This window comes from Saccharothrix sp. NBAS 001 (assembly GCF_056640475.1).
Genome location: NZ_CM153251.1, coordinates 8,733,317 through 8,754,065, shown reverse-complemented (window position 1 = coordinate 8,754,065; position 20,749 = coordinate 8,733,317). Strand labels below are relative to the sequence as shown.

The 20,749-nt window shown below is 71.8% G+C and carries 17 protein-coding genes and 1 tRNA gene; 11 read left to right on the top strand and 7 right to left on the bottom strand.

Features of this window, described 5'->3' with window-relative positions; genetic code table 11:
* Positions 1 to 12 precede the first annotated feature (12 nt).
* The 3 genes from mfd to AC0HI0_RS39070 form a co-directional block, all read right to left on the bottom strand.
* On the bottom strand, positions 13 to 3,576 hold the full coding sequence (mfd, locus tag AC0HI0_RS39080) for a transcription-repair coupling factor (RefSeq protein WP_480928496.1): 3,564 nt from the start codon (positions 3,574 to 3,576) through the stop codon (positions 13 to 15).
* A gap of 192 nt (positions 3,577 to 3,768) precedes the next feature.
* Positions 3,769 to 4,395 (bottom strand): DUF6928 family protein, encoded by a 627-nt coding sequence (locus tag AC0HI0_RS39075; protein WP_480928495.1) that lies wholly within the window; start codon positions 4,393 to 4,395, stop codon positions 3,769 to 3,771.
* Between the two features lie 15 nt (positions 4,396 to 4,410).
* Entirely contained in the window at positions 4,411 to 4,842 is a 432-nt protein-coding gene (locus AC0HI0_RS39070; RefSeq protein WP_480928494.1) for a hypothetical protein, read from the bottom strand.
* Here AC0HI0_RS39070 and AC0HI0_RS39065 point away from each other — a divergent pair.
* Both AC0HI0_RS39065 and AC0HI0_RS39060 read left to right on the top strand, forming a co-directional pair.
* Positions 4,817 to 5,227 carry a DUF4291 family protein gene (locus tag AC0HI0_RS39065; RefSeq protein WP_480928493.1) on the top strand — a complete coding sequence of 137 codons (411 nt, stop codon included), beginning with the start codon at positions 4,817 to 4,819 and terminating at the stop codon, positions 5,225 to 5,227. The genes AC0HI0_RS39070 and AC0HI0_RS39065 overlap by 26 nt on opposite strands.
* A gap of 13 nt (positions 5,228 to 5,240) precedes the next feature.
* Positions 5,241 to 6,335: a PQQ-dependent sugar dehydrogenase gene (locus AC0HI0_RS39060; RefSeq protein ID WP_480928492.1), complete on the top strand. Its 1,095-nt coding sequence runs from the start codon at positions 5,241 to 5,243 to the stop codon at positions 6,333 to 6,335.
* Positions 6,336 to 6,375: 40 nt separating this feature from the next.
* Here AC0HI0_RS39060 and AC0HI0_RS39055 read toward each other — a convergent pair whose 3' ends face one another.
* Positions 6,376 to 6,972 carry a TetR family transcriptional regulator gene (locus tag AC0HI0_RS39055; RefSeq protein WP_480934488.1) on the bottom strand — a complete coding sequence of 199 codons (597 nt, stop codon included), beginning with the start codon at positions 6,970 to 6,972 and terminating at the stop codon, positions 6,376 to 6,378.
* A gap of 103 nt (positions 6,973 to 7,075) precedes the next feature.
* Positions 7,076 to 8,035: an acyl-CoA desaturase gene (locus AC0HI0_RS39050; protein ID WP_480928491.1), complete on the bottom strand. Its 960-nt coding sequence runs from the start codon at positions 8,033 to 8,035 to the stop codon at positions 7,076 to 7,078.
* Between the two features lie 155 nt (positions 8,036 to 8,190).
* Here AC0HI0_RS39050 and AC0HI0_RS39045 point away from each other — a divergent pair, with 155 nt between their 5' ends.
* The 8 genes from AC0HI0_RS39045 (at position 8,191) to pth (ending at position 15,831) form a co-directional block, all read left to right on the top strand.
* Positions 8,191 to 9,336: an alpha/beta hydrolase family protein gene (locus AC0HI0_RS39045; protein WP_480928490.1), complete on the top strand. Its 1,146-nt coding sequence runs from the start codon at positions 8,191 to 8,193 to the stop codon at positions 9,334 to 9,336.
* A 127-nt stretch (positions 9,337 to 9,463) separates the two neighbouring features.
* Positions 9,464 to 9,534, top strand: a tRNA-Gln gene (locus AC0HI0_RS39040).
* Between the two features lie 98 nt (positions 9,535 to 9,632).
* The gene (locus AC0HI0_RS39035; protein ID WP_480928489.1) at positions 9,633 to 11,276 is read left to right on the top strand and encodes a GGDEF domain-containing protein; all 1,644 of its coding nucleotides are present in this window, start codon (positions 9,633 to 9,635) and stop codon (positions 11,274 to 11,276) included.
* A gap of 71 nt (positions 11,277 to 11,347) precedes the next feature.
* Positions 11,348 to 12,826, top strand: a complete 1,479-nt coding sequence (glmU, locus tag AC0HI0_RS39030) for a bifunctional UDP-N-acetylglucosamine diphosphorylase/glucosamine-1-phosphate N-acetyltransferase GlmU (RefSeq protein ID WP_480928488.1) — start codon at positions 11,348 to 11,350, stop codon at positions 12,824 to 12,826.
* A 13-nt stretch (positions 12,827 to 12,839) separates the two neighbouring features.
* The gene (locus AC0HI0_RS39025) at positions 12,840 to 13,811 is read left to right on the top strand and encodes a ribose-phosphate diphosphokinase (protein ID WP_480928487.1); all 972 of its coding nucleotides are present in this window, start codon (positions 12,840 to 12,842) and stop codon (positions 13,809 to 13,811) included.
* Positions 13,812 to 14,094: 283 nt separating this feature from the next.
* Positions 14,095 to 14,697, top strand: a complete 603-nt coding sequence (locus tag AC0HI0_RS39020) for a 50S ribosomal protein L25/general stress protein Ctc (RefSeq protein WP_480928486.1) — start codon at positions 14,095 to 14,097, stop codon at positions 14,695 to 14,697.
* 59 nt (positions 14,698 to 14,756) lie between these two features.
* Complete coding sequence (locus AC0HI0_RS39015; RefSeq protein ID WP_480928485.1) at positions 14,757 to 15,272, top strand: DivIVA domain-containing protein; 516 nt, start codon at positions 14,757 to 14,759, stop codon at positions 15,270 to 15,272.
* Positions 15,262 to 15,831: an aminoacyl-tRNA hydrolase gene (pth, locus tag AC0HI0_RS39010; protein ID WP_480928484.1), complete on the top strand. Its 570-nt coding sequence runs from the start codon at positions 15,262 to 15,264 to the stop codon at positions 15,829 to 15,831. The genes AC0HI0_RS39015 and pth overlap by 11 nt, the downstream gene beginning before the upstream one ends.
* Before the next feature lie 97 nt (positions 15,832 to 15,928).
* Here pth and AC0HI0_RS39005 read toward each other — a convergent pair whose 3' ends face one another.
* Entirely contained in the window at positions 15,929 to 17,578 is a 1,650-nt protein-coding gene (locus AC0HI0_RS39005) for a fatty acyl-AMP ligase (protein ID WP_480928483.1), read from the bottom strand.
* Positions 17,579 to 17,683: 105 nt separating this feature from the next.
* Between AC0HI0_RS39005 and AC0HI0_RS39000 the strand changes: the two genes are divergently transcribed.
* A complete protein-coding gene (locus tag AC0HI0_RS39000) occupies positions 17,684 to 18,877 on the top strand; it encodes a DivIVA domain-containing protein (protein ID WP_480928482.1) in 1,194 nt (397 codons plus the stop codon).
* 66 nt (positions 18,878 to 18,943) lie between these two features.
* Here AC0HI0_RS39000 and AC0HI0_RS38995 read toward each other — a convergent pair whose 3' ends face one another.
* Complete coding sequence (locus AC0HI0_RS38995) at positions 18,944 to 20,743, bottom strand: ABC-F family ATP-binding cassette domain-containing protein (RefSeq protein ID WP_480928481.1); 1,800 nt, start codon at positions 20,741 to 20,743, stop codon at positions 18,944 to 18,946.
* Positions 20,744 to 20,749: the final 6 nt, after the last annotated feature.

Sequence of the window (20,749 nt, the reverse complement as noted above, 5' to 3'; positions counted from 1 at the left end):
GGAGCTACCTTCTCACGTCCCCGTGACGCCGCTCACGGGAGTACCCGCCAAAGACGCCAGGAACTGCGCGCACCAATCCAGCAGCTCCTGGTCCCGCAGCTGCGGTGCGCCCATCCGGCCGCCCGCGGCTCCCTCGGTCGGCCTAGGCACGCTGACCGTGTTCGCGACCTGCTTGTACACCGCCTTCGGGTAGAGCCGGCGCAGCCGGACCAGCTGCGAGTCACGCAGCTCCAGCGGGGCGAACCGGATGGTCGGCCCCTGCACGATCACCTCGGTCACGCCGTGCGCGCGGCACGTCTGGCGGAACCGGGCGACCGCGAGCAGCCGCTCCACCGGCAGCGGCGGGGTGCCGTAGCGGTCCTTCAGCTCGTCCCACACCGCTTGCAGCGCCGCCTCGTCGCCGGCCGCCGCGATCTTGCGGTACGCCTCCAGCCGCAGCCGCTCGCCGGGCACGTAGTCGTGCGGGATGTGGGCGTCCACCGGGAGGTCGACCCGGACGTCGGCCAGCTCCTCGTCGCCCTCGGTCTCCGCGCCCGCGTGCCGCCGGAACGCCTCCACGGCCTCGCCGACCAACCGGACGTACAGGTCGAAGCCGACGCCCGCGATGTGCCCGGACTGCTCCGCGCCGAGGATGTTGCCCGCGCCGCGGATCTCCAGGTCCTTCATCGCCACGGCCATGCCCGCGCCGAGTTCGGTGTTCTGCGCGATCGTGGCGAGCCGGTCGTGCGCGGTCTCGGTGAGCGGGGACTCCGGCGGGTAGAGGAAGTAGGCGTACCCGCGCTCCCGGCCCCGGCCGACGCGCCCGCGCAACTGGTGCAGCTGGGACAGGCCGAGCATGTCGCCGCGTTCCACGATGAGCGTGTTGGCGTTGGAGATGTCCAGACCGGTCTCGACGATCGTCGTGCAGACCAGGACGTCGTACTCGTTCTCCCAGAAGCCCTGGATGATCTTTTCGAGCTTGTCCTCGTTCATCTGGCCGTGCGCGGTGACCACCCGGGCCTCGGGCACCAGGTCCCGGATCCGGCGGGCGGCGCGCTCGATCGAGGACACCCGGTTGTGCACGTAGAACACCTGGCCGTCGCGCAGCAGCTCGCGGCGGATGGCCGCGCCGACCTGCTTGTCGTCGTAGCCGCCGACGTAGGTCAGGATCGGGTGGCGCTCCTCGGGCGGGGTGAGGATGGTCGACATCTCGCGGATGCCCGCGAGCGACATCTCCAGCGTGCGCGGGATCGGCGTGGCGGACATGGTGAGCACGTCGACGTGCGTGCGCAGCGCCTTGATGTGCTCCTTGTGCTCGACGCCGAACCGCTGCTCCTCGTCCACGATGACCAGGCCGAGGTCCTTGTAGCGCAAGCCCTTCTGCAACAGCCGGTGCGTGCCGATGACGATGTCCACCTCGCCGTCGGCGAGGCCCGCGATGGTCTGCTCGGCCTCCTGCGCGTCGGTGAACCGGGAGAGCCCCTTGATGTTGACCGGGAACGCGCGCATCCGCTCGGCGAAGGTGTTGAGGTGCTGCTGGGCCAGCAGGGTCGTCGGCACCAGCACGACGACCTGCTTGCCGTCCTGCACCGCCTTGAACGCCGCCCGGACCGCGATCTCGGTCTTGCCGTAGCCGACGTCGCCGCAGATGACCCGGTCCATCGGGACGGTCCGCTCCATGTCGGCCTTGACCTCGTCGATGGCCGCCATCTGGTCCACCGTCTCGGTGAACGGGAACGCGTCCTCCAGCTCGCGCTGCCACGGCGTGTCCGCCGCGAACGAGTGCCCCGGCGCGGCCTGCCGGGCGGCGTAGAGCTGCACCAGCTCGGCCGCGATCTGCTTGACCGCCTTGCGCGCCTTGGCCTTGGTGTTCTTCCAGTCGCTGCCGCCGAGCTTGTTCAGCGTGGGCAGCTCGCCGCCGACGTACCGGGACACCTCGTCGAGCTGGTCGGTCGGCACGAACAACCGGTCCCCCGGCTGCCCGCGTTTGGACGAGGCGTACTCCAGCACCAGGTACTCCCGGGTGGCCCCGGCGACGGTCCGCTGCACCATCTCCACGTACTTGCCGATGCCGTGCTGCTCGTGCACCACGAAGTCGCCGGCCTTGAGCGCCAGCGGGTCCACCGAGTTGCGCCGCTTGGACGGCATCCGCCGCATGTCCTTGGTGGACGTCCCGTGCCGGCCGCCGGTCAGGTCGGTCTCGGTGAGGACGACCAGCGCGAGGTCGGGCAGCGAGAACCCGTCCTCCAGCGCGCCGCGCACCACCGTGACGGTCCCGGCGGCGGGCGGCTCGTCCAGCACGTCGACGCACACCGCGGGCACCTCGGCGTCCTTGAGCTGCTCGACCGCGCGCTGGGCCGTGCCCGCGCCCGGCACGACCAGCACGGCCGTCCCGCCCGCCGCCGTGTGCGCCCGGAGGTCGGTGAACGCCCGGTCGATGTCCCCCTGGTACGCCTCGACGTGCTTGAACTCCAGCCGCACCACGTCCGAACTCTCGGTCGTGAGCTGGCTGAACGTCCACCACGGCCGGCCCTTGGCCTTCGCGGACTCCGCCACCTCGGCCAGGCTCCGGTAGGCCGAGGCCCCCAGGTCGATCGGGGCCTTCCCGCCACCGGCGGCGGCCATCCAGGAGGCCTCCAGGAACTCCTGGCCGGTCCGCACCAGGTCGTGCGCCCGGGCCCGGATCTTCTCCGGGTCGTTGAGCACGACGTGCGTCCCGTCCGGCACCACGTCGGTGAGCAGCTGCAACTCGCCCTCGCACAGCGCCGGGATCAGCGCCTCCATCCCCTCGGACGGAATCCCACTGGCCAGCTTGTCCAGCATCTCGACCAGCTGGGCGTCGTTGTGGTGCTCGACGGCCAGCGCCGCGGCCCGCTCCCGGACCCGCCCGGTCAGCAGCAGCTCCCGGCAGGGCGGAGCCGTGAACCGCTCCACCACCTGCGGCAACGACCGCTGGTCGGCCACCGAGAAGGGCCGGATCTCGGAGACCTCGTCCCCCCAGAACTCGACCCGCAACGGGTGCTCGGCGGTGGGCGGGAACACGTCGAGGATCCCGCCCCGGACCGCGAACTCGCCCCGTTTCTCGACCATGTCCACGCGCGTGTACGCGAGTTCGGCGAGGTCGTGCAGCAGCGATTCGAAGTCGTGCTCGCCCCCGACCACCAGGTCCACCGGCTTGAGGTCGCCGAGCCCGGGAGCCATCGGCTGGATGACGCTGCGAATGGTCGCGACGACGACCTGGAGCGGATTGCCCTCCGGGTGCCGCAACCGCCGCAGCACCTGGAGCCGGGCACCGACCGTGTCGGCCCGGGGCGAGAGCCGCTCGTGCGGCAGCGTCTCCCAGCTGGGGAAGATGGCCACGGCGTCGGCACCCAGCAGTTCCCGCAGCACGTTCGTGAGGTCGTCGGCCTCGCGCCCGGTGGCCGTGACGGCCAGCACCGGTGCCTTGCGCGCCAGCGCGGCCGCCACCAGCGGCCGGGCGGCGGGAGCCCCCTCCAGTTCGAGGTAGGGCGACCCGACGGAGTCGAGGAGGGCGCTGAGCGCCTTGTCGGACAGGACAGCGGTCAGCAGGCCGGACAACGGGCCGGGCTGGGGCATTGCGTGGCTCCCGAGGCAACGAAGACAGACCCCTGCCCGGGACCTGGTGCCCACCGGAGGGGTGCTCGCCTCCACCCTACGTCCCCACCCCGACCCCCCGCTCGCCGATTACCGGGTGACGCCCGGGTCGGGCCTGGTGGGCCGGCGTCCGCACCCTCCGTCACAGGTGCCCTCGACATCCGTCGAGGCGGATTACTCCCGCTGATCGGGCCGCGGGCGGAAGCCGGGCAGGGTGATTTCCTCCGGGTCGAAGCACGTGTCGTCCGGTCGGCCTTCCAGGATGAAGCCGAGGTGCGCCCTGAGGGCTTCGTTCCCCAGGTCGACGGGGTGAAAGGGGAACGGGTAGGCGGGCGCGTGGTGGACCCGGCGCTCCCCGTTCCAGAAGGGCTGCTCGAATTCCAGGCGGGAACCCACGTCCTCGATCACGCCGGAGTCCGGGCGCAGGCTCAGGGACCTGGTCAGCGCGTTCGCGGACCACGTGGCGAAGGCCGCCCAGTCGTCGCCGCCGTGCATGAAGACGGCGCAGGCGTCCCGACCGCCGGCCAGCGCCAGCACCTGCTCGGTGAGCCGGCTGGGGCGCGACTGGGCGAACTCCCGGGAGCAGACGAGGTCGAGGCCGGCGAAGGCGCCGACGTGGAGCACGCCCCGGTCCGGCCAGAGCGCGTCGAACAAAGTCCCGGTTCCGGACTCCTCCGCATTGGTGCGGAGAACGGCCTCGGCGAGTTTCGTCGCCCGGACGCCGTCAAAGGAGCGGTAATCCCGGCGCGATTTCCGGGATTTTTCGTCGAAGAACGCGATAACGGCGGCTTTGGAGCCCACGGAGTCCCCCGGTCCTCAGTGCCGACGGCCCGCGCCCCCGGGCAGGGGCAGGTTGTGGAACTCGCACACGGCCACCCGCTGCTCCTCCAGGGTCCCCACCTGTCCGGGGCTCGCCGGAGCGAAGACGTCCACTTCCTCGGGGACACCTCCGCGCTTCATCACGTACGCGCGCAGGCCGAGGTCCATCTGCCGTTGCATGCCGGACGGGTGGACGTCCGGCCGCGCACCTTGGCAGCACAGCAGCAGGCCGCGCTCCTCCAGCTCCTCGCGGGCCTGCGACAGGCAGGCGAAGAGGTCGACGCCGGTGAACTCCCGCCGACCCCGGTCGGTTTCCATCCGCAGCAAGGGGTCCGGCCGGGTGTGGATCTCGAACGTCACCGGAATCGGGGCCGAGTCGGAGCGGGGACGGGAGGGGTCGGGCATGGCGACGAGTGCGACGGTTTTCACGGTGGGATCCCTGTGCACCGGGACGGGTCGAGGGCGACCAGGCCGACGGTCGGCACTTTTCCGGTGGACCGATCCTCCACGCCGTCGGCGTGGAGTACAAGGAGATCGGGGCCGACTACGACGACCGGCACATCACGGTCTACCAGGCGTACAACGCGGACGCCGCTGCGGTTGGGCCCGGAAGCCGGACCAGGAAAGGGTTCTGGCGGTCCGCGTCGCGCGGGAGGGGTTCGACCACGCCGTGCGGCACGCGGTGTCCGGCTCCGAGGTCACCAGGGGCAGGCCCGACATCCGGGTGCGGTGCTCCCGGTCGAGCGGCCGTACCCGATGCCGGTCGCGGCCCCGGCGCGGCGCGCGCTGTAGGCCCGGTTCACAGGGGCTTTGAGAGGGTGGCGGGCATGCGCCGGGTCGTCGGGTTCGCTGCCGTGTTGCTGTTCGCCGGGTGTTCGACGCCCTCCGGGCCGGGCGGTAGCGCGCCGGCCGCCGACGCCCCCAAGGGGATCAAGGTCGAGGTGGTCACGGGCGGGCTCACGCACCCGTGGGAGATCGGGTTCCTGCCCGACGGGCGGATGCTGGTCACCGAGCGGCCCGGTCGGCTGGTGCTGGTCGACAAGGGGCAGCGGACGCCCGTGGACGCCGACCTCGGGGACGTCGTCGCCCAGGGCGAGGGCGGGCTGATGGGGCTGGTCGTCCACCCGGACTTCGCCTCCAGCAAGCGGTTCACCACGTGCTTCAACACCGCCGACGACGTCCGGCTGGTCACCTTCGAACTCGACGGCACCAAGGCCACCCGCGTGCGCGACCCGCTGCGCGCCGGGCTCCCGGGCAACTCCAGCGGCCGGCACTCCGGGTGCCGGCTCGCGCTGGGCAAGGACGGCGAACTGCTCGTCGGCACCGGCGACACCGCGAAGGCCTCCGCCGCGCAGGACCGCGACAACCTCGGCGGCAAGGTGCTCAAGCTCGACCTCGCCACCGGTCAGGGCGGCGTGCTCACCTACGGCCACCGCAACGTCCAGGGCATCGCGGTCCGCGCCGACGGCATGGTGTTCACCGCCGAGCACGGCCCGGACGTGGACGACGAGGTGAACGTCCTGCGGCCGGGCGCGAACTACGGCTGGGACCCCTCCCGGGGCGGCACGGTGGACAGCTACGACGAGAGCGTCCCGATGACCGACCTCGAACGCTTCCCGGACGCCGTGCCCGCCGTCTGGTCCTCGGGCAGCCCGACGGAGGCGATCTGCGACGCGGTCTTCCTCGACGGCGACCAGTGGGGCGACCTGGCCGGCACCCTCGCGGTCACCGCGCTCAAGGGCTCGAAGGTCCTCTTCTTCACCGTCACGGTGGAGGGCGGCGTGCACGCGGTCTCCATCCCGGAGCCGCTCGACGGTTCCTACGGCCGGCTGCGCGGCGCGGCCCTCGGGCCGGACCAGGCGCTCTACCTGACCACGTCGAACGGCTCGGACGACAAGATCCTCAAGGTGACCCGGGGCTGACCGGTGCCCCGTCCGGCCGGCCGGGGAAGCGCGGGCGGGATCAGCGGCGGGTGCGCAGGCGCGGCTTGTGGTCCATGTGCGACAGGCCCTTCCAGGCCAGGTTGACCAGGTGCGCGGCGACCTCGTCCTTCTTCGGCTTGCGCACCTCCAGCCACCACTGGCCGGTCAGCGCGACCATCCCGACCAGCGCCTGGCTGTAGAGCGCGGCCAGCTTGCGGTCGTAGCCCTGCCGGGAGAAGTGCAGCCCCAGGATCGATTCCACCTGGGACGCGATGTCGTTGAGCAGCGAGGAGAACGTCCCGGTGGACGACGCCACCGGCGAGTCGCGGACCAGGATGCGGAACCCGTCCGTGGAACCCTCGATGTAGTCCAGCAGCGCGCACGCGGCCTGCTCCAGCAGCTCTCGCGGGTGCCCGCCGGACAGGGCGTTGACGATGTGGTCCATCAGGTACTGCATCTCGCGGTCCACCACGACCGCGTAGATGCCTTCCTTGCCGCCGAAGTGCTCGTACACCACGGGTTTGGACACGCCGGCCCGGTGCGCGATCTCCTCGACGGAGGTGACCTCGAACCCCTTCTCGGCGAACAACGCCCGAGCGACGTCGAGCAACTGCTCGCGCCGCTCCTTCCCGGTCATCCGCACGCGCGGGACCGGGGTCTCGTCCTCGCGCCGTCGTCCCGCCACCTCGACCACCCTAAACGCCCGCCCCCCGCCGCAGCGGCGAGGGGCGGGCGAGGGATCACTTCTTGACGCTGATCCGGGCGAGCCGCTGCTGGTTGGGCCAGCGCACGTCACGCGCCCAGCCGAACTTCTCGAACAGCCAGATCAGCCGCGCCGAGGTGTCGATCTGGCCGCGCTTCACGCCGTGCCGCGCGCAGGTCGGGTCGGCGTGGTGCAGGTTGTGCCACGACTCGCCGAACGACAGGATCGCCAGCGCCCACACGTTCGCGGAGCGGTCCCGCGCGGCGAACGGGCGGTCGCCGACCATGTGGCAGATCGAGTTGACCGACCAGGTCACGTGGTGCAGGAACGCCACCCGGACCAGGCCCGCCCAGAAGAACGCGCTCAGCGCGCCGGCCCACGACATGGTGATCAGGCCGCCCAGCACGCCGGGTGCGAGCAGGCTGACGGTGGTCCACAGCACGAAGTACTTGTCGACCCAGACCAGGTCCTTGTCGGCCAGCAGGTCCGGGGCGAAGCGCTTGGCGTTGGTCTTGTCGCGGTCGAACAGCCAGCCCATGTGGGCGTGCCAGAAGCCCTTGGCCAGCGCGACCGGGCCGCTGCCGAACAGCCACGGCGAGTGCGGGTCGCCCTCGCGGTCGGAGAACGCGTGGTGCCGCCGGTGGTCGGCGACCCAGACGATGACCGGGCCCTGCAGGGCCATGCTGCCCGCGATGGCCAGGCCGATCTTCAGCGCCCGGTTCGCCTTGAACGAGCCGTGCGTGAAGTACCGGTGGTAGCCGATCGTCACACCCAGGCCGGCCAGGTAGTAGAACCCGACGAACAACGCCACGTCGACCCAGCCCAACCCCCAACCCCAGGCGAACGGAACCGCCGCGATCAGCGCCAGGAACGGCACGAGGACGAACACGTAGACACCGAACTGCTCCACGTGGCCGCGACGGCCGTCGATGATCGGCTTGGGTCCCTTGTCCTCAGGACCGGGCGGCGTGGACCTGCTCTCCAGGGTGCTGGTCATACGTGTACCTCTTGGTTATCCGGGGGCTACCTACGGGACCGTAACTTACGGCAGCGTAAGTTAGGACAACCTTGTGCCGCCATAGTCCGCGCCGAACTCACGGCGTGTTCTCAGGATTTCGGGCGTGTCGATCACGGGCGGAGCATCATTCGACAATGGGGTCTCCGAACGTTCGCCGCAGACGTCGCCTGCGGATCGCCCTCATCGCGTCGGGCGTGGTCCTGGTCCTGCTCAGCGCGGGTGTGTTAGGCATCGGCTGGTACTACAGCGGCCAGCTGCTCGAACCCGACCGGGCCCGGCCCGGCTTCCCCGACACGGTCGTCGGATCGGGTGACAAGTCGGTCACCCTGACCGAGTCCCGAATCACAGTGCAACCGGGCACCTGGGGCCTGGTGTGGCCGGGCGGTGAAGCCCGGGTCGGCCGGATCACCGGCCGGGCGAACGGCGCGGTGACCCGGGAGCTGACCGGCACGGCCCCGCCCGCCGGCACGAACGCCCGGCTGGAGGCGTCGGTGTGGACCACCGACCCGAAGGCCGCGCTCGGGCTCGACTTCCAGGACGTCCGGGTGCCCACCGAACTCGGCGACATGCCCGCGTGGCTGGTCCCCGCCGCCGCCCGCACCTGGGTGGTCGCCGTGCACGGCCGGGGCGGCACCCGCGCCGAGTCGCTGCGGATCACCCCCACCCTGCACCGGGCGGGCCTGCCGGTGCTCGCCGTGACCTACCGCAACGACGTCGGCGCGCCCGCGTCCCCGGACGGCCTGTTCCACCTCGGCGACACCGAGTGGCGCGACGTGGAGGCCGCCGTCCGGTACGCGCTCGACCACGGCGCGCGCGACGTCGTGCTCTACGGCTGGTCCATGGGCGGCGCGGCGGTCGGCCAGTTCCTGGGCCGCTCGGAGCTGGCCGGCAAGGCCGTCGGCGCGGTCCTGGACGCCCCGGTGACCAGCTGGACGAAGACGCTGGAACTCCAGTCCCGCAACCGGGGCGTGCCCACCTGGCTGGTCCCGGTGGCGGAGGTCGTCTCGGACTGGCGGGCCGACCTGGAGTTCGACCGCTTCGACCTGGTCGACCACCCGCCCGCGCACCGGCCGCGCACGCTGCTGCTGCACGGCGCGGTCGACGGGACCGTGCCGGTGCAGGGGTCACGCGACCTCGCCGAGGCGTCGATCCGGCTGGACTGGCCGTTGACCTACGTCGAAGCGCCGGCCGCCGACCACACCGCCGCGTGGAACGTCGACCCGACCGGCTACGAGCGGTCCGTGGCGGATTTCCTGGCCTCCCGAACGGGATCGAGCTGACCTGCGCAAACACGTAGGGTCATGATCGAATTACCGACGGATTGCGGCCAGTTGAGTGGTGGTGCTGACCTTCCGGGACCAGTCGTGACAACATGTCTTCGCGCGGTAGAGGGAGACCTCCGCCCGTTCCGCCATGGTGTAAAGGCAGCACCTCGGATTTTGGTTCCGATGGTCCAGGTTCGAATCCTGGTGGCGGAGCGAGTACGGCCGGACCGCACCCGGTCCGGGTCGCCCTGCGTCTGCCTGGGGGGTGTGAGTCGCTGCACGAGGAAGCGGTCGACGAGCAGGACAACGTGGTGCCGGCGCTCCACGAGATGTCCGACGCGTGGCTGGTCGGCCGCGCGAGCGAACTCGTGGCCGTGGCCCAGAGCAGCCACCTCTCCGACCAGCTGGACGCGTGCCACGAGGTGGACGAGCTGCTCGCCGAGGCGCAGGCGCGCGGCGAGCCCCGGATCGTCGGCCAGCTGCTGCGCGCGGCGGCCGTGGTGCGGCTGGTCACCCCCGGCCTGGTGGACCTGTCCGACACCCTGCTCGACGAGCTGGTCGCGCACACCCGCAGGCACGGCCTGGTCGTGCTGGAGGCGGAGGCGCACGCGCTGCGCGGCCGGCGGTACCTGCTCGGCGGGTTCGAGGACAAGGCGCTGACCGAGGTCGCGTCCGGCCTGGCCATGCTGGAGGAGAACCTCACCCCGGACCCTATGCTCGACAAGCGCACCTGGGACCGGATGCTCGCCAACGCGTTGCAGAGCACCGGCCTGGTGCTCACCCAGCTCGGCGTCTACGAGATGGCCGACGCGGTGCTGGCGCGGGCCCACAACGCGATCCGGGACAGCGCCGGGCCGCACCTGATCTACATCCACCTGATGAACCGCGCCCGGATGCTCATCGGCTGGGGCCTGCGGCTGGAGCGGGTGGAGAGCCTGGAGGAGGCGGCGACCAAGTTCGGCACCGCGTCCGCCATCGCCGAGGCCGTCGAGGGGCCGTTCCGCGAGTCGCTGCACCCCGGCCGGCGCGACCGCGCGGCCTCCGAGCAGGTGCCGATCATCGGCGCGGCGCACGCGCTGGCCAAGCCCGGCCCGGAGCACATCGCCCCGCTGTGGCGGCTGCGCGAGCTGTCCATGTACGCCCGCGAGCTGATCATCGTGTCCATCGCCCTGGCCCGCTGCCTGGAGCTGGAGGAGCTGCCGCAGCAGGCCCTGCAGGTGCTCGCCGACGCCCGCACCCGGCTGGAGCACGACACGTCCGAACCGACGCTGATGCTGTGCCTGACCCGCGAGTACGCGAAGCTGTCCGGCCCGCACGGCGAGCACACCATCTCCGCGCTCCAGACCTACGCCAACGCGCTGGAGGTCGAGCTGTGGCAGATGCAGGAGGCCCGCACGGCCACCCTGGTCACCCGGCGCGACCACGAGCGGCTGACCCGCGCGCACGGCGCGATCGCGCAGCAGGCGTTGCAGGACCCGTTGACCGGGCTGCCCAACCGCCGCGCCCTCGACGACCGGCTCGGCGCGCTGATCAGCGCGCAGACCCACCCGATGGCGATCGCGCTGGTCGACCTGGACGGGTTCAAGGTGGTCAACGACAAGCACTCGCACGCCGAGGGCGACGACGTCCTGCGCGTGATTGCGAGCACACTGCGCCAGGCGCTGCGAGGTGACGACCTGGTGGCCCGCTACGGCGGCGACGAGTTCGTCGTGCTGCTCCCCGGAGCGCCGCTGCACGCCGCCGAGGCGGCGCTCGGCCGGGCCGTGGATGCGGTGGCGGGCTTGCCAATCGACCTGTCCAGGGGGGTCACGCTGTCGGTCGGGGTGATCTCCGTGCGCCCCCGCGAATCGGCCAACCAGGCCCTCGCCCGAGCCGACTCGGCGATGTACGTGGCGAAGCGCAGAGGTGGCTGCCAGGTTGCGGCCGTGGAAGTCGAGCCGTCCTCGGACGCTTAGTATCAGCACCTGGCGGGAGCCAGGCTTTCCCGCTGGCACGCACGCACTTCGGTCAGCTAGGGAGAGCGCTGATGCTAGAGGGTGTCCCCACCCCGGTCAGCACGATCGTCCTCGCAGCGGGTGAAGGCACCCGCATGCGCTCAGCCACCCCCAAGGTGTTGCACCGGATCGCCGGTCGCTCCCTCGTGGAGCACGCGGTCCGCGCCGCCGCGGGGACCGATCCGGATCACTTGGCCGTCGTCGTCGGCCACGGCCGCGACGCGGTGAGCAGGCACCTCGACGGACTGTCCGCCGCGCTGGACCGCAAGGTCACCATCGCGGTGCAGGACGAGCAGAAGGGCACCGGGCACGCGGTGGGCTGCGGCCTCGCCGAACTGCCCGCCGACCTCGGCGGCACGGTCGTGGTCACCTACGGCGACGCCCCGCTGCTGGACGCGGCGACGCTGCGGGACCTGCTGGTCCGGCACGCCGCCGCGGGCAACGCGGTCAGCGTGCTCACCGCGGTGGTGCCCGACCCCACCGGCTACGGGCGCATCGTGCGCGCGGCCACCGGCGAGGTCGAGAGGATTGTTGAACAAAAGGACGCTTCCCCGGACGAGCGGGCCATCACCGAGATCAACTCGGGCGTGTACGCGTTCGACGCGGCGGTGCTGCGGGACGCGCTCGCGCGCATCTCGACCGACAACGCCCAGGGCGAGCTGTACCTCACCGACGTGCTCGCCATCGCGCGCGCCGACGGCCGGCGGGTGGGCGCGGTCGTGACGCCCGACCCGTGGCTGGTGGAGGGCGTGAACGACCGGGTCCAGCTCGCGCGCCTCGGCGCGGAGCTGAACCGGCGGATCGTCGAGCGGTGGATGCGCGAGGGCGTGACCGTGGTCGACCCGGCCACCACGTGGCTCGACGCGGACGTCCAGCTCGGCCGGGACGCCCTGGTCGAACCGGGCGTGCAGCTGCGCGACGGCACGGTGGTCGGCGAGGGCGCGGTGATCGGGCCGGACAGCACGCTCGCCGCGTGCTCGATCGGCGCGGGCGCGTCCGTGGTGCGCACCCACGGCACCGGCGCGGAGATCGGCGCGGGCGCGTCCGTCGGCCCGTTCGCCTACCTGCGGCCAGGCACCAGGCTGGGCGGCAACGGCAAGATCGGCACCTTCGTCGAGGTCAAGAACTCCGACATCGGCACCGGCAGCAAGGTCCCCCACCTGAGCTACATCGGCGACGCCACCATCGGCGAGCACTCCAACATCGGCGCGGCCAGCGTCACGGTGAACTACGACGGCGTGAACAAGCACCGCACGGTCGTCGGGTCGCACGCCCGGACGGGCTCGGACAACATGTTCGTGGCCCCCGTCACGGTCGGGGACGGCGCGTACACCGGAGCCGGCACGGTGGTGCGGAGGGACGTCCCGCCGGGCGCGCTCGCCGTGTCCGGCGGTCCGCAGCGGAATCTGGAGGGCTGGGTCGTGCAGCGCAGGCCCGGTACCCCGGCCGCTCAGGCGGCGCAGCAGGCGCTCGCGTCGCAGAATGCCGACACAACCGAGGAAGGGCGCTGACGTGAACCCCACCATGCCCGGAACACCGAAGAAGAACCTCATGCTCTTCGGTGGACGTGCCTACCCGGAGCTGACCGAGCAGGTGGCCAAGCACCTCAACGTGTCGGTGACCCCCCAGTCGGCGTACGACTTCGCCAACGGCGAGATCTTCGTCCGGTTCGAGGAGTCCGTGCGCGGCTGCGACGCCTTCGTCATCCAGTCGCACTGCGCGCCCATCAACCAGTGGCTGATGGAGCAGCTGATCATGGTGGACGCGCTGAAGCGGGCGTCCGCGAAGCGGATCACCGTGATCATGCCGTTCTACCCCTACGCCCGGCAGGACAAGAAGCACCGCGGCCGGGAGCCGATCTCCGCCCGCCTGGTCGCCGACCTGTTCAAGACCGCGGGCGCGGACCGGCTGGTCGCGGTCGACCTGCACACCGCCCAGATCCAGGGCTTCTTCGACGGCCCGGTGGACCACCTGTGGGCGATGCCGCTGCTCGCGGAGCACATCCGCGACAAGTACGCGGGCCGCGAGATCACCGTGGTCTCGCCGGACGCCGGCCGCACCAAGCTCGCCGAGAAGTGGGCGGACACCCTGGGCGGCACGCCCATCGCGTTCATCCACAAGACGCGAGACCCGTTGCGCCCCAACGAGGTCGTCGCCAACCGCGTGGTCGGCCAGGTGAAGGACCGGCTGTGCGTGGTGATCGACGACATGATCGACACCGGCGGCACCATCACCAAGGCCGTGGACCAGCTGCTCGCCGAGGGCGCGTCGGACGTGGTGATCGCGGCCACCCACCCGGTGCTGTCCGGCCCGGCGGTCGAGCGGCTGGAGAACTGCGGCGCGCGCGAGGTCGTGTTCACCGACACCCTGCCGATCCCGGCGGAGAAGCGGTTCGACGCGATGACCGTGCTGCCGATCGCGCCGCTGCTGGCGCGCGTCATCCAAGAGGTCTTCGAGGACGGCTCGGTGACCAGCCTGTTCGACGGCAACGCCTGACCCCTCCGCAACGGCCGGCAACGTCGCGTCCCGACGTGCCGGCCGTTCGGCTTTCCCGGCCCCGGCGGGCGCTCCACCACCCCCGATTAGGCCCCGCCCCCGGTCCGGCCTACACTGGTCGGGTTGCCTCGGCGAGGGCGAGCATCACGCTCGGCGTGATCGACGCGGCGGTTGTGATGCCGCGCGCGTGTTCACCTTCCGCGCCGCCCGCCGCCGCAGGCCAGCACCCCGCTCAGCAGCCCCGCCCGACGTACTAAGGCCAGACCGTTAGGAGAGCCCCACCGTGTCCGAGGTCCGTCTCGCCGCAGAGGAGCGCACCGAGTTCGGCAAGGGTGCAGCCCGCCGTACCCGTCGCGCCGGCAAGATCCCCGCGGTGCTCTATGGCCACGGCTCCGACCCGAAGCACCTGGCCCTGCCGGCGCTGGAGTTCGCCCGTGTCGTCCGCGAGCACGGTCACAACGCGGTGCTCACGCTGGACATCGATTCCAGCAGTGAACTCGCGCTGACCAAGACCGTCACCACGCACCCCATCAAGAACTACATCGAGCACGTCGACCTGCTGCTGGTGCAGCGGGGCGAGAAGGTCACCGTCGAGGTGCCGGTCGTCATCACCGGCGAGGCGGGCCCCGGCATCCTGGTGACCCAGGACCTGACCACGATCCAGCTCGAGGTCGAGGCCCTGCACATCCCCGAGCAGGTCGAGGTCTCCGTGGCCGGTGTCGAGGCCGGCACCCAGATCCACGCCTCGGACGTCGTCCTGCCGTCGGGCGCCTCCCTGGCGACCGACGCCGAGGCGCTGGTCGTCGCCGTCAACGCCGCTCCCACCGCCGCCCAGCTGGACGGCGAGGGCGAGGCCGCGGACGACGAGGCTTCCGAAGAGAGCTGAGCCCTATCACGTCGGGCTGGTCGAACGGCACGCCTCCCCCGCCTCACGGCTGGGGCGGCGTGCCGTTCCCGTCCCTGAGCCCGGCTCAGGTGCGCGGCACGACCTTCCCCCGCAAGCGCGGCGGGAAGGGGTACGACCCGGCGCAGGTGAACGCGTTCCTGCTCAAGATCGCGGACGCCCTGGCGGGCCGCACCCGGATGCACCCCGACGAGGTGCGCCGGGTGGTGTTCCACGAGCTGCCCGGCGGCTACGACCAGCGCCTGGTGGACGACTTCCTGACCCGGATGGAGTGGCAGCTCCGCGAGGGGCTGGTGCCGCCGACCGGGATGCGCACGGGCGCGGACGTGCTCGCGGTGAAGCTGCCGAAGGCGTCCAACGGCTACGATCGCGGCGAGGTCGACGCGTTCGTCGCGCGGGCCGCCGCGTCGCTGGACGGGCGCGGGCGGATGACCTCCAGCGAGGTCCGCCACACCAGGTTCAGCACGACGTCGGGTCTGCGGCGCGGCTACCAGACCCGGGCGGTGGACGCCCTGTTGGACGAGTTGGAGCAGGAGTTCCGGTCCCGTGGCCGATGACGTGAGCCTGGTCGTGGGACTGGGCAACCCCGGACCCAAGTACGAGGGCAACCGCCACAACGTCGGGTTCCTGGTGCTGGACGTGCTGGCCGAGCGGATCGGCGGGAAGTTCAAGGCCCACAAGGGCGGTGCCGAGGTGCTGGAGGGCAGGCTGGGCGGGCGCCGGGTGGTGCTGGCCAAGCCGCGCGGCTACATGAACACCTCCGGCGGCCCGGTCGTCGGCACCGCGAAGTTCTACAAGGTCGAGCCCGCGAACATCGTCGTCGTGCACGACGAGCTGGACCTCCCGTTCGCCACCGTGCGGATGAAGCTGGGCGGCGGCGAGAACGGCCACAACGGCCTGCGCTCGATCACCAAGTCCCTGGGCACCAAGGACTACCACCGCATCCGCTTCGGCGTGGACCGCCCGCCGGGCCGCATGGACCCGGCGGACTACGTGCTGCGCGACTTCTCCCCCACCGAGCGCAAGGAACTGGCGTTCGAACTCGACCGCACGGCCGACGCCGTCGAGGCGCTGCTGGAGCTGGGCCTGGAAGCCGCCCAGAACAAATTCCACTGAGCACAAATTCCACTGAGCAGAAGTTCCGCAGAGCCCGAGTTCCGCCGAGCCCGAGGTCCACCGAGCCCGAACCGCGTCCACGAGGGCGGAGCGGGCGTCACCCCGCGCTGGGCACCAGGGACGTCGCCGCGGAGCGCCTCAGCTTGCCCGAGGGCGTCTTGGGCAGGCTGCCCGGCTTCAGCACCACCACCGAGTACGGCCGCAGCCCCACGGCGTCCACGACGCGCGCGCTGATCTGCTTCGACAGCTCGCGCACGGCGGAGTCCTCCCCCGCCAGCCTCGACTCGACCACGACGGCGAACCGCTCCCGCCGGGTCCCCGCGTCCAGCCGGACGGCGACGGCGTTGCCCGCGCGCACGCCCTCCACGGACGTGGCCGCGCGCTCGATGTCGGTCGGGTAGATGTTGCGCCCGCCCATGATGATGACGTCCTTGCGCCGCCCGCAGACGACGACCTGCCCGTCCACCACGTACCCCTCGTCGCCGGTGTCCAGCCACCCGTCGGCGTCCTGCGTGGCCACCGGGCCGTCGACGGTCAGGTACTCGGGCGTGACGGCCTCGCCGCGCACCCGGAGCTGCCCGACCTCGCGCTCCCCGCGCACCGCCCCGGCCTCGTCCACGACCCGCACCTCCAGGCCCGGCAGCGGCGGGCCCAGCAGCGGGAACGACCGCGCGTTCGGGCTGTCGGCCGGCACCGGCACGGCGCGCCGCCCGGCTTCCAGCTCGTCGGGGTCCACCACGTCCACCGAGATCCCGGTGAAGGCGGGCGCGAAGGCCACGCCCAGGGTCGTCTCGGCCATGCCGTACGCGCACAGGACGCACTCGGCGGGCATCCCGAACCGGGCACCGGCGTCGGTGAACGACTTCACCGCGACCGGGTCGATCGGCTCGGCCCCGTTGAGCGCGATGCGCAGCCGGGACAGGTCCCACGTGCCGTCCTCGACGCCCTCCATCCGCCGGGCGGCGATGGCGTAGGCGAAGTTCGGCGCGGCGGTGATCGTGCCCTGGTACCGGCTGATCAGGTCCGGCCACAGGGTCGGCCGGGCGAGGAAGTCGACCGGCGTCACCTTCACCAGGTCGATGCCGAACAGCATCGGCACGGTCAGGAACCCGACCATGCCCATGTCGTGGAACAGCGGCAGCCAGGACACCATGCGGTCGGTCGCCGGGTCGAGCTTCGCGGCGACCTCCATCGCCTTGGCGTTGGACCACAGGTTCCCGTGGGTGATCCGGACGGCCTTCGGGTCGGCGGTCGAGCCGCTGGTGAGCTGGAGCAGCGCGGTGGCCGACTCGTCGACGGCGACCGGGGCGGCCAGGGGCTCGCCGTCGAGTTCGTCGAGCTTGAGGTAGGAGACGCCGTGCTGGTCGAGGACCGCCGCCAGCGCGTCGAACGGCGAGCCGAGCAGCACCAGGCGCGCGCCGATCATGGCCAGCACCTTCAGGGTGTCCTCGGCCCACTCGGCGAGGTCCGTGCGCGCCGTCGGCTGGTGCAGCATGGTGATGCTGCCGCCGGCCAGCCACACCCCCTGCACGGCCGGCGCGATGGCCGCCGGGTCGCCCGCCAGCACGGCGACCGAGTCGCCGGGCGCGACCCCGCTGCCCGCCACCAGCGCGCCCGCCACCCGCGCGGCCCGCTCGTGCACGTCACCCCAGGTGCGACGGACGGGAGCGGTCGGCTCCCCGGTCGTCATCCCCCGTCCCTCGGCACTCGCAGCGGTTGCCACCATCGTGTCCACGAACCGGCTCATGGCCGTCAGGGTAGAACGATCTCCACCGCATTGAGCCAATAGGGCGAAACAAGTTCCCCACCATCCGGCGATACTCCCCGGTATACGACCAAAGGAGGCAGCGGGGTGGCCGGGTTCGAAGCGCGTCAGCACACGCCCGCACATCCGGCGCCGCTGTTGAGCGCGCAGGATCTGCGACAAGTCGCGTTCCACCGCCCGCCGCCCGGCCAACCCGGATACGACGAGCAGCAGGTGGACGACTTCCTCGACCGCATCGAGAACACCCTGCTGGGCCGCGACGACGTGGCCGAGCAGGACGTCCGCCGGATGCGCTTCCGCCCCGCGAGACCGGGTTACCACGCCGCCGAGGTGGACGTGTTCATGGACCTGGTCGCGGAAACCCTCAGGTCCACCCCGCAGCGCCGGCAGGCCGTCGCGCCGGCCCAGGGCGCGCACGCCACGTCGACCGGGATGCGCCCGGCGTCGGCTCCCCGGCTCACCCCCCAGGACGTCCGGGGCGTGCGCTTCCACAAACCGCGTCCGGGCAACCGGGGTTATCACGAAGACGAGATCGACGCTTTCCTGGACCGGATCGAGAACACCCTCGCGGGCCGGGACGACCTGACCGCGATCGAGGTGCAGGACGTCGAGTTCGCGTTCGCCCCGCCCGGTCGGGCCGGCTACGACGAGGACGACGTGGACACGTTCCTCGACCTGGTGGTCGTCACGCTGGAACGCACCCCGGCACCGCCGCCGGTCCGGCCCCGCCCCGGCGTGGGCGCCCGGCCGCTGACCGCGCGCGACGTCCGGACGGTCGGGTTCGGCAAGCCGCCGCGCGGCCGGCGCGGCTACCTGGAGTCGCAGGTCGACAAGTTCCTGGACCGCATCGAGAACACCCTGCTCGGCCAGGACGACCTGACCGCCCAGGAGATCCGCGAGGTCCGGTTCAGCCGCCCGGTGATCGGCCGGCGCGGTTACGACGAGAACGAGGTCGACACCTTCCTGGCGCGGGTCGAGAAGCAGTTCGGCGACGGCCCGAGGCGGCCGAGCGCCATTCCGCCCATCACGTCCTGGAAACAGCTCCGGCTGATCAAGATCCCCACCGCGGGCGCGACCCGGCGCGGTTACCGCACCTCGCAGGTGGACCGGGTGTTGGAAGAGATCGGCATCGCCCTGGACGGGATGATCGGCGCGAGTTCGACCGATGTGGCGAAGACGAAGTTCACCCTGTCGCTGATGAACGGCCAGGGCTACGACTGCGCGTTCATCGACGAACTCATGCCGTTGTTGGCCACCGAACTCCGCAGGCGCGGCCGATAGCGCGTTCGCGCGTCATCACCGTGCGGCGACGACGCGCGAACCCGACGTTCCTCCCGAGCCGGCGGACTACCCCTCGGCGGTTTCCGCGGCGACCAGCCACTGCGATTCGACGGAATGCACCTCGGCCAGCACGTCGCGCAACTCGGCGTCCAGCTTCAACAACCGGTCGGGGTCGGTGGCCGCGTCGGCGAGGGCGGCGTGCAGTTGCGCCTCCTTCTTCTGGAGCACCTCCATCCGGCGCTCCAGCCGGGACAGTTCCTTGCGGGCCGCGCGCTGGTCGGCCGCCGACGTGGGCGCGGCCTCCTTCGCGGCACCCCGCGCGACGCCGCCCTTCGGCGCGGTCGCGGACTCCGTCTGCGCGTCGCGCCGGCGCAGGTACTCCTCGATCCCGCCGACGAGGTCGGTCAGCCCGCCGTCCCCGAACAGCGCCACGACCTTGTCGCACACCCGCTCGACCAGGTACCGGTCGTGCGAGATCACCACCAGCGTGCCGGGCCACGAGTCGAGCAGGTCCTCCAGCTGCTGCAAGGTGTCGATGTCCAGGTCGTTGGTCGGCTCGTCGAGCAGCAGGACGTTGGGCTCGGCCATCAGCAGCCGGCACAGCTGCAACCGCCGCCGCTCGCCGCCGGACAGGTCGCCGACCGGCGTCCACTGCTTCTGCGAGGTGAACCCGAACCGCTCGGCCAGCTGGGACGCCGACAGCTCCTGCTTGCCCAGCACGACCCGCCGCGCGACCTCCTCCACCGCCTCCAGCACCCGCATCGACCCGTCGAGGTCGTGCAGCTCCTGGCTCAGGTGGGCGAGCTTCACCGTCTGGCCCTGGATCCGCTTGCCGGTGACCGGCTCCAGCTCGCCCGCCAAGGCGCGCAACAGCGTGGTCTTCCCCGACCCGTTGACGCCGACGATCCCGACCCGGTCACCGGGCCCGATCCGCCAGGTCAGGTCGCGGACCAGGGTCCGCCCGGACACCTCGTCGCCGACCGCGAGCGTCACGTCCTCCAGCTCCACCACGGTCCGGCCCAGCCGCTTCTTGGCGAAGGCCATCAGCTCGACGGTGTCGCGCGGCGCGGGCACGTCCGAGATCAGCGCCTCGGCGGCCTCGATCCGGTAGCGGGGCTTGGACGTGCGGGCGGGCGCGCCCCGGCGCAGCCAGGCGAGTTCCTTGCGGGCCAGGTTGCGCCGCTTCTCCTCGACCGCGTCGGCCAGCCGGGCCCGCTCGGCCCGCGCGAAGATCCAGTCCGCGTACCCGCCCTCGTACTGCTCGACCCGGCCGCCGACGACCTCCCAGGTCCGCGAGCACACCGTGTCCAGGAACCACCGGTCGTGGGTGACGACCACCAGCGCGGTCCGCCGGGCGAGCAGGTGCTCGGCCAGCCACCGCACGCCCTCGACGTCGAGGTGGTTGGTCGGCTCGTCCAGCACGACCAGGTCGAGGTCCTGCACCAGCGCGGCGGCCAGCGCCACCCGCCGGCGCTCCCCGCCGGACATCGTCCCGACCGTCGAGTCCAGGCCCAGCGCGGTGATGCCCAGGCCGTCCAGGATCGACCGGACGCGGGCGTCGGCCGCCCACTCGTGCTCGGCGTCGAACCCGAGCGGGTCGATCACCGCGTTGCGCACGGTCGAGTCCGGCGGCAGCTCGGTCCGCTGGGTCACCACGGCCATCCGCAGCCCCCGGGTCTGGCTGACCCGCCCCTCGTCCGGCGGGGCGAGCCCGGCGAGCACCTCCAGCAACGTCGTCTTGCCGCCGCCGTTGAGCCCGACGACGCCGATCCGGTCGCCTTCACCGACCCCGAGGGACACCCCGTCCAGCAGCGGACGCACACCGAACGACTTGGAGACGTTCTCCAAGTTGACCAAGTTGGCCATCAACAC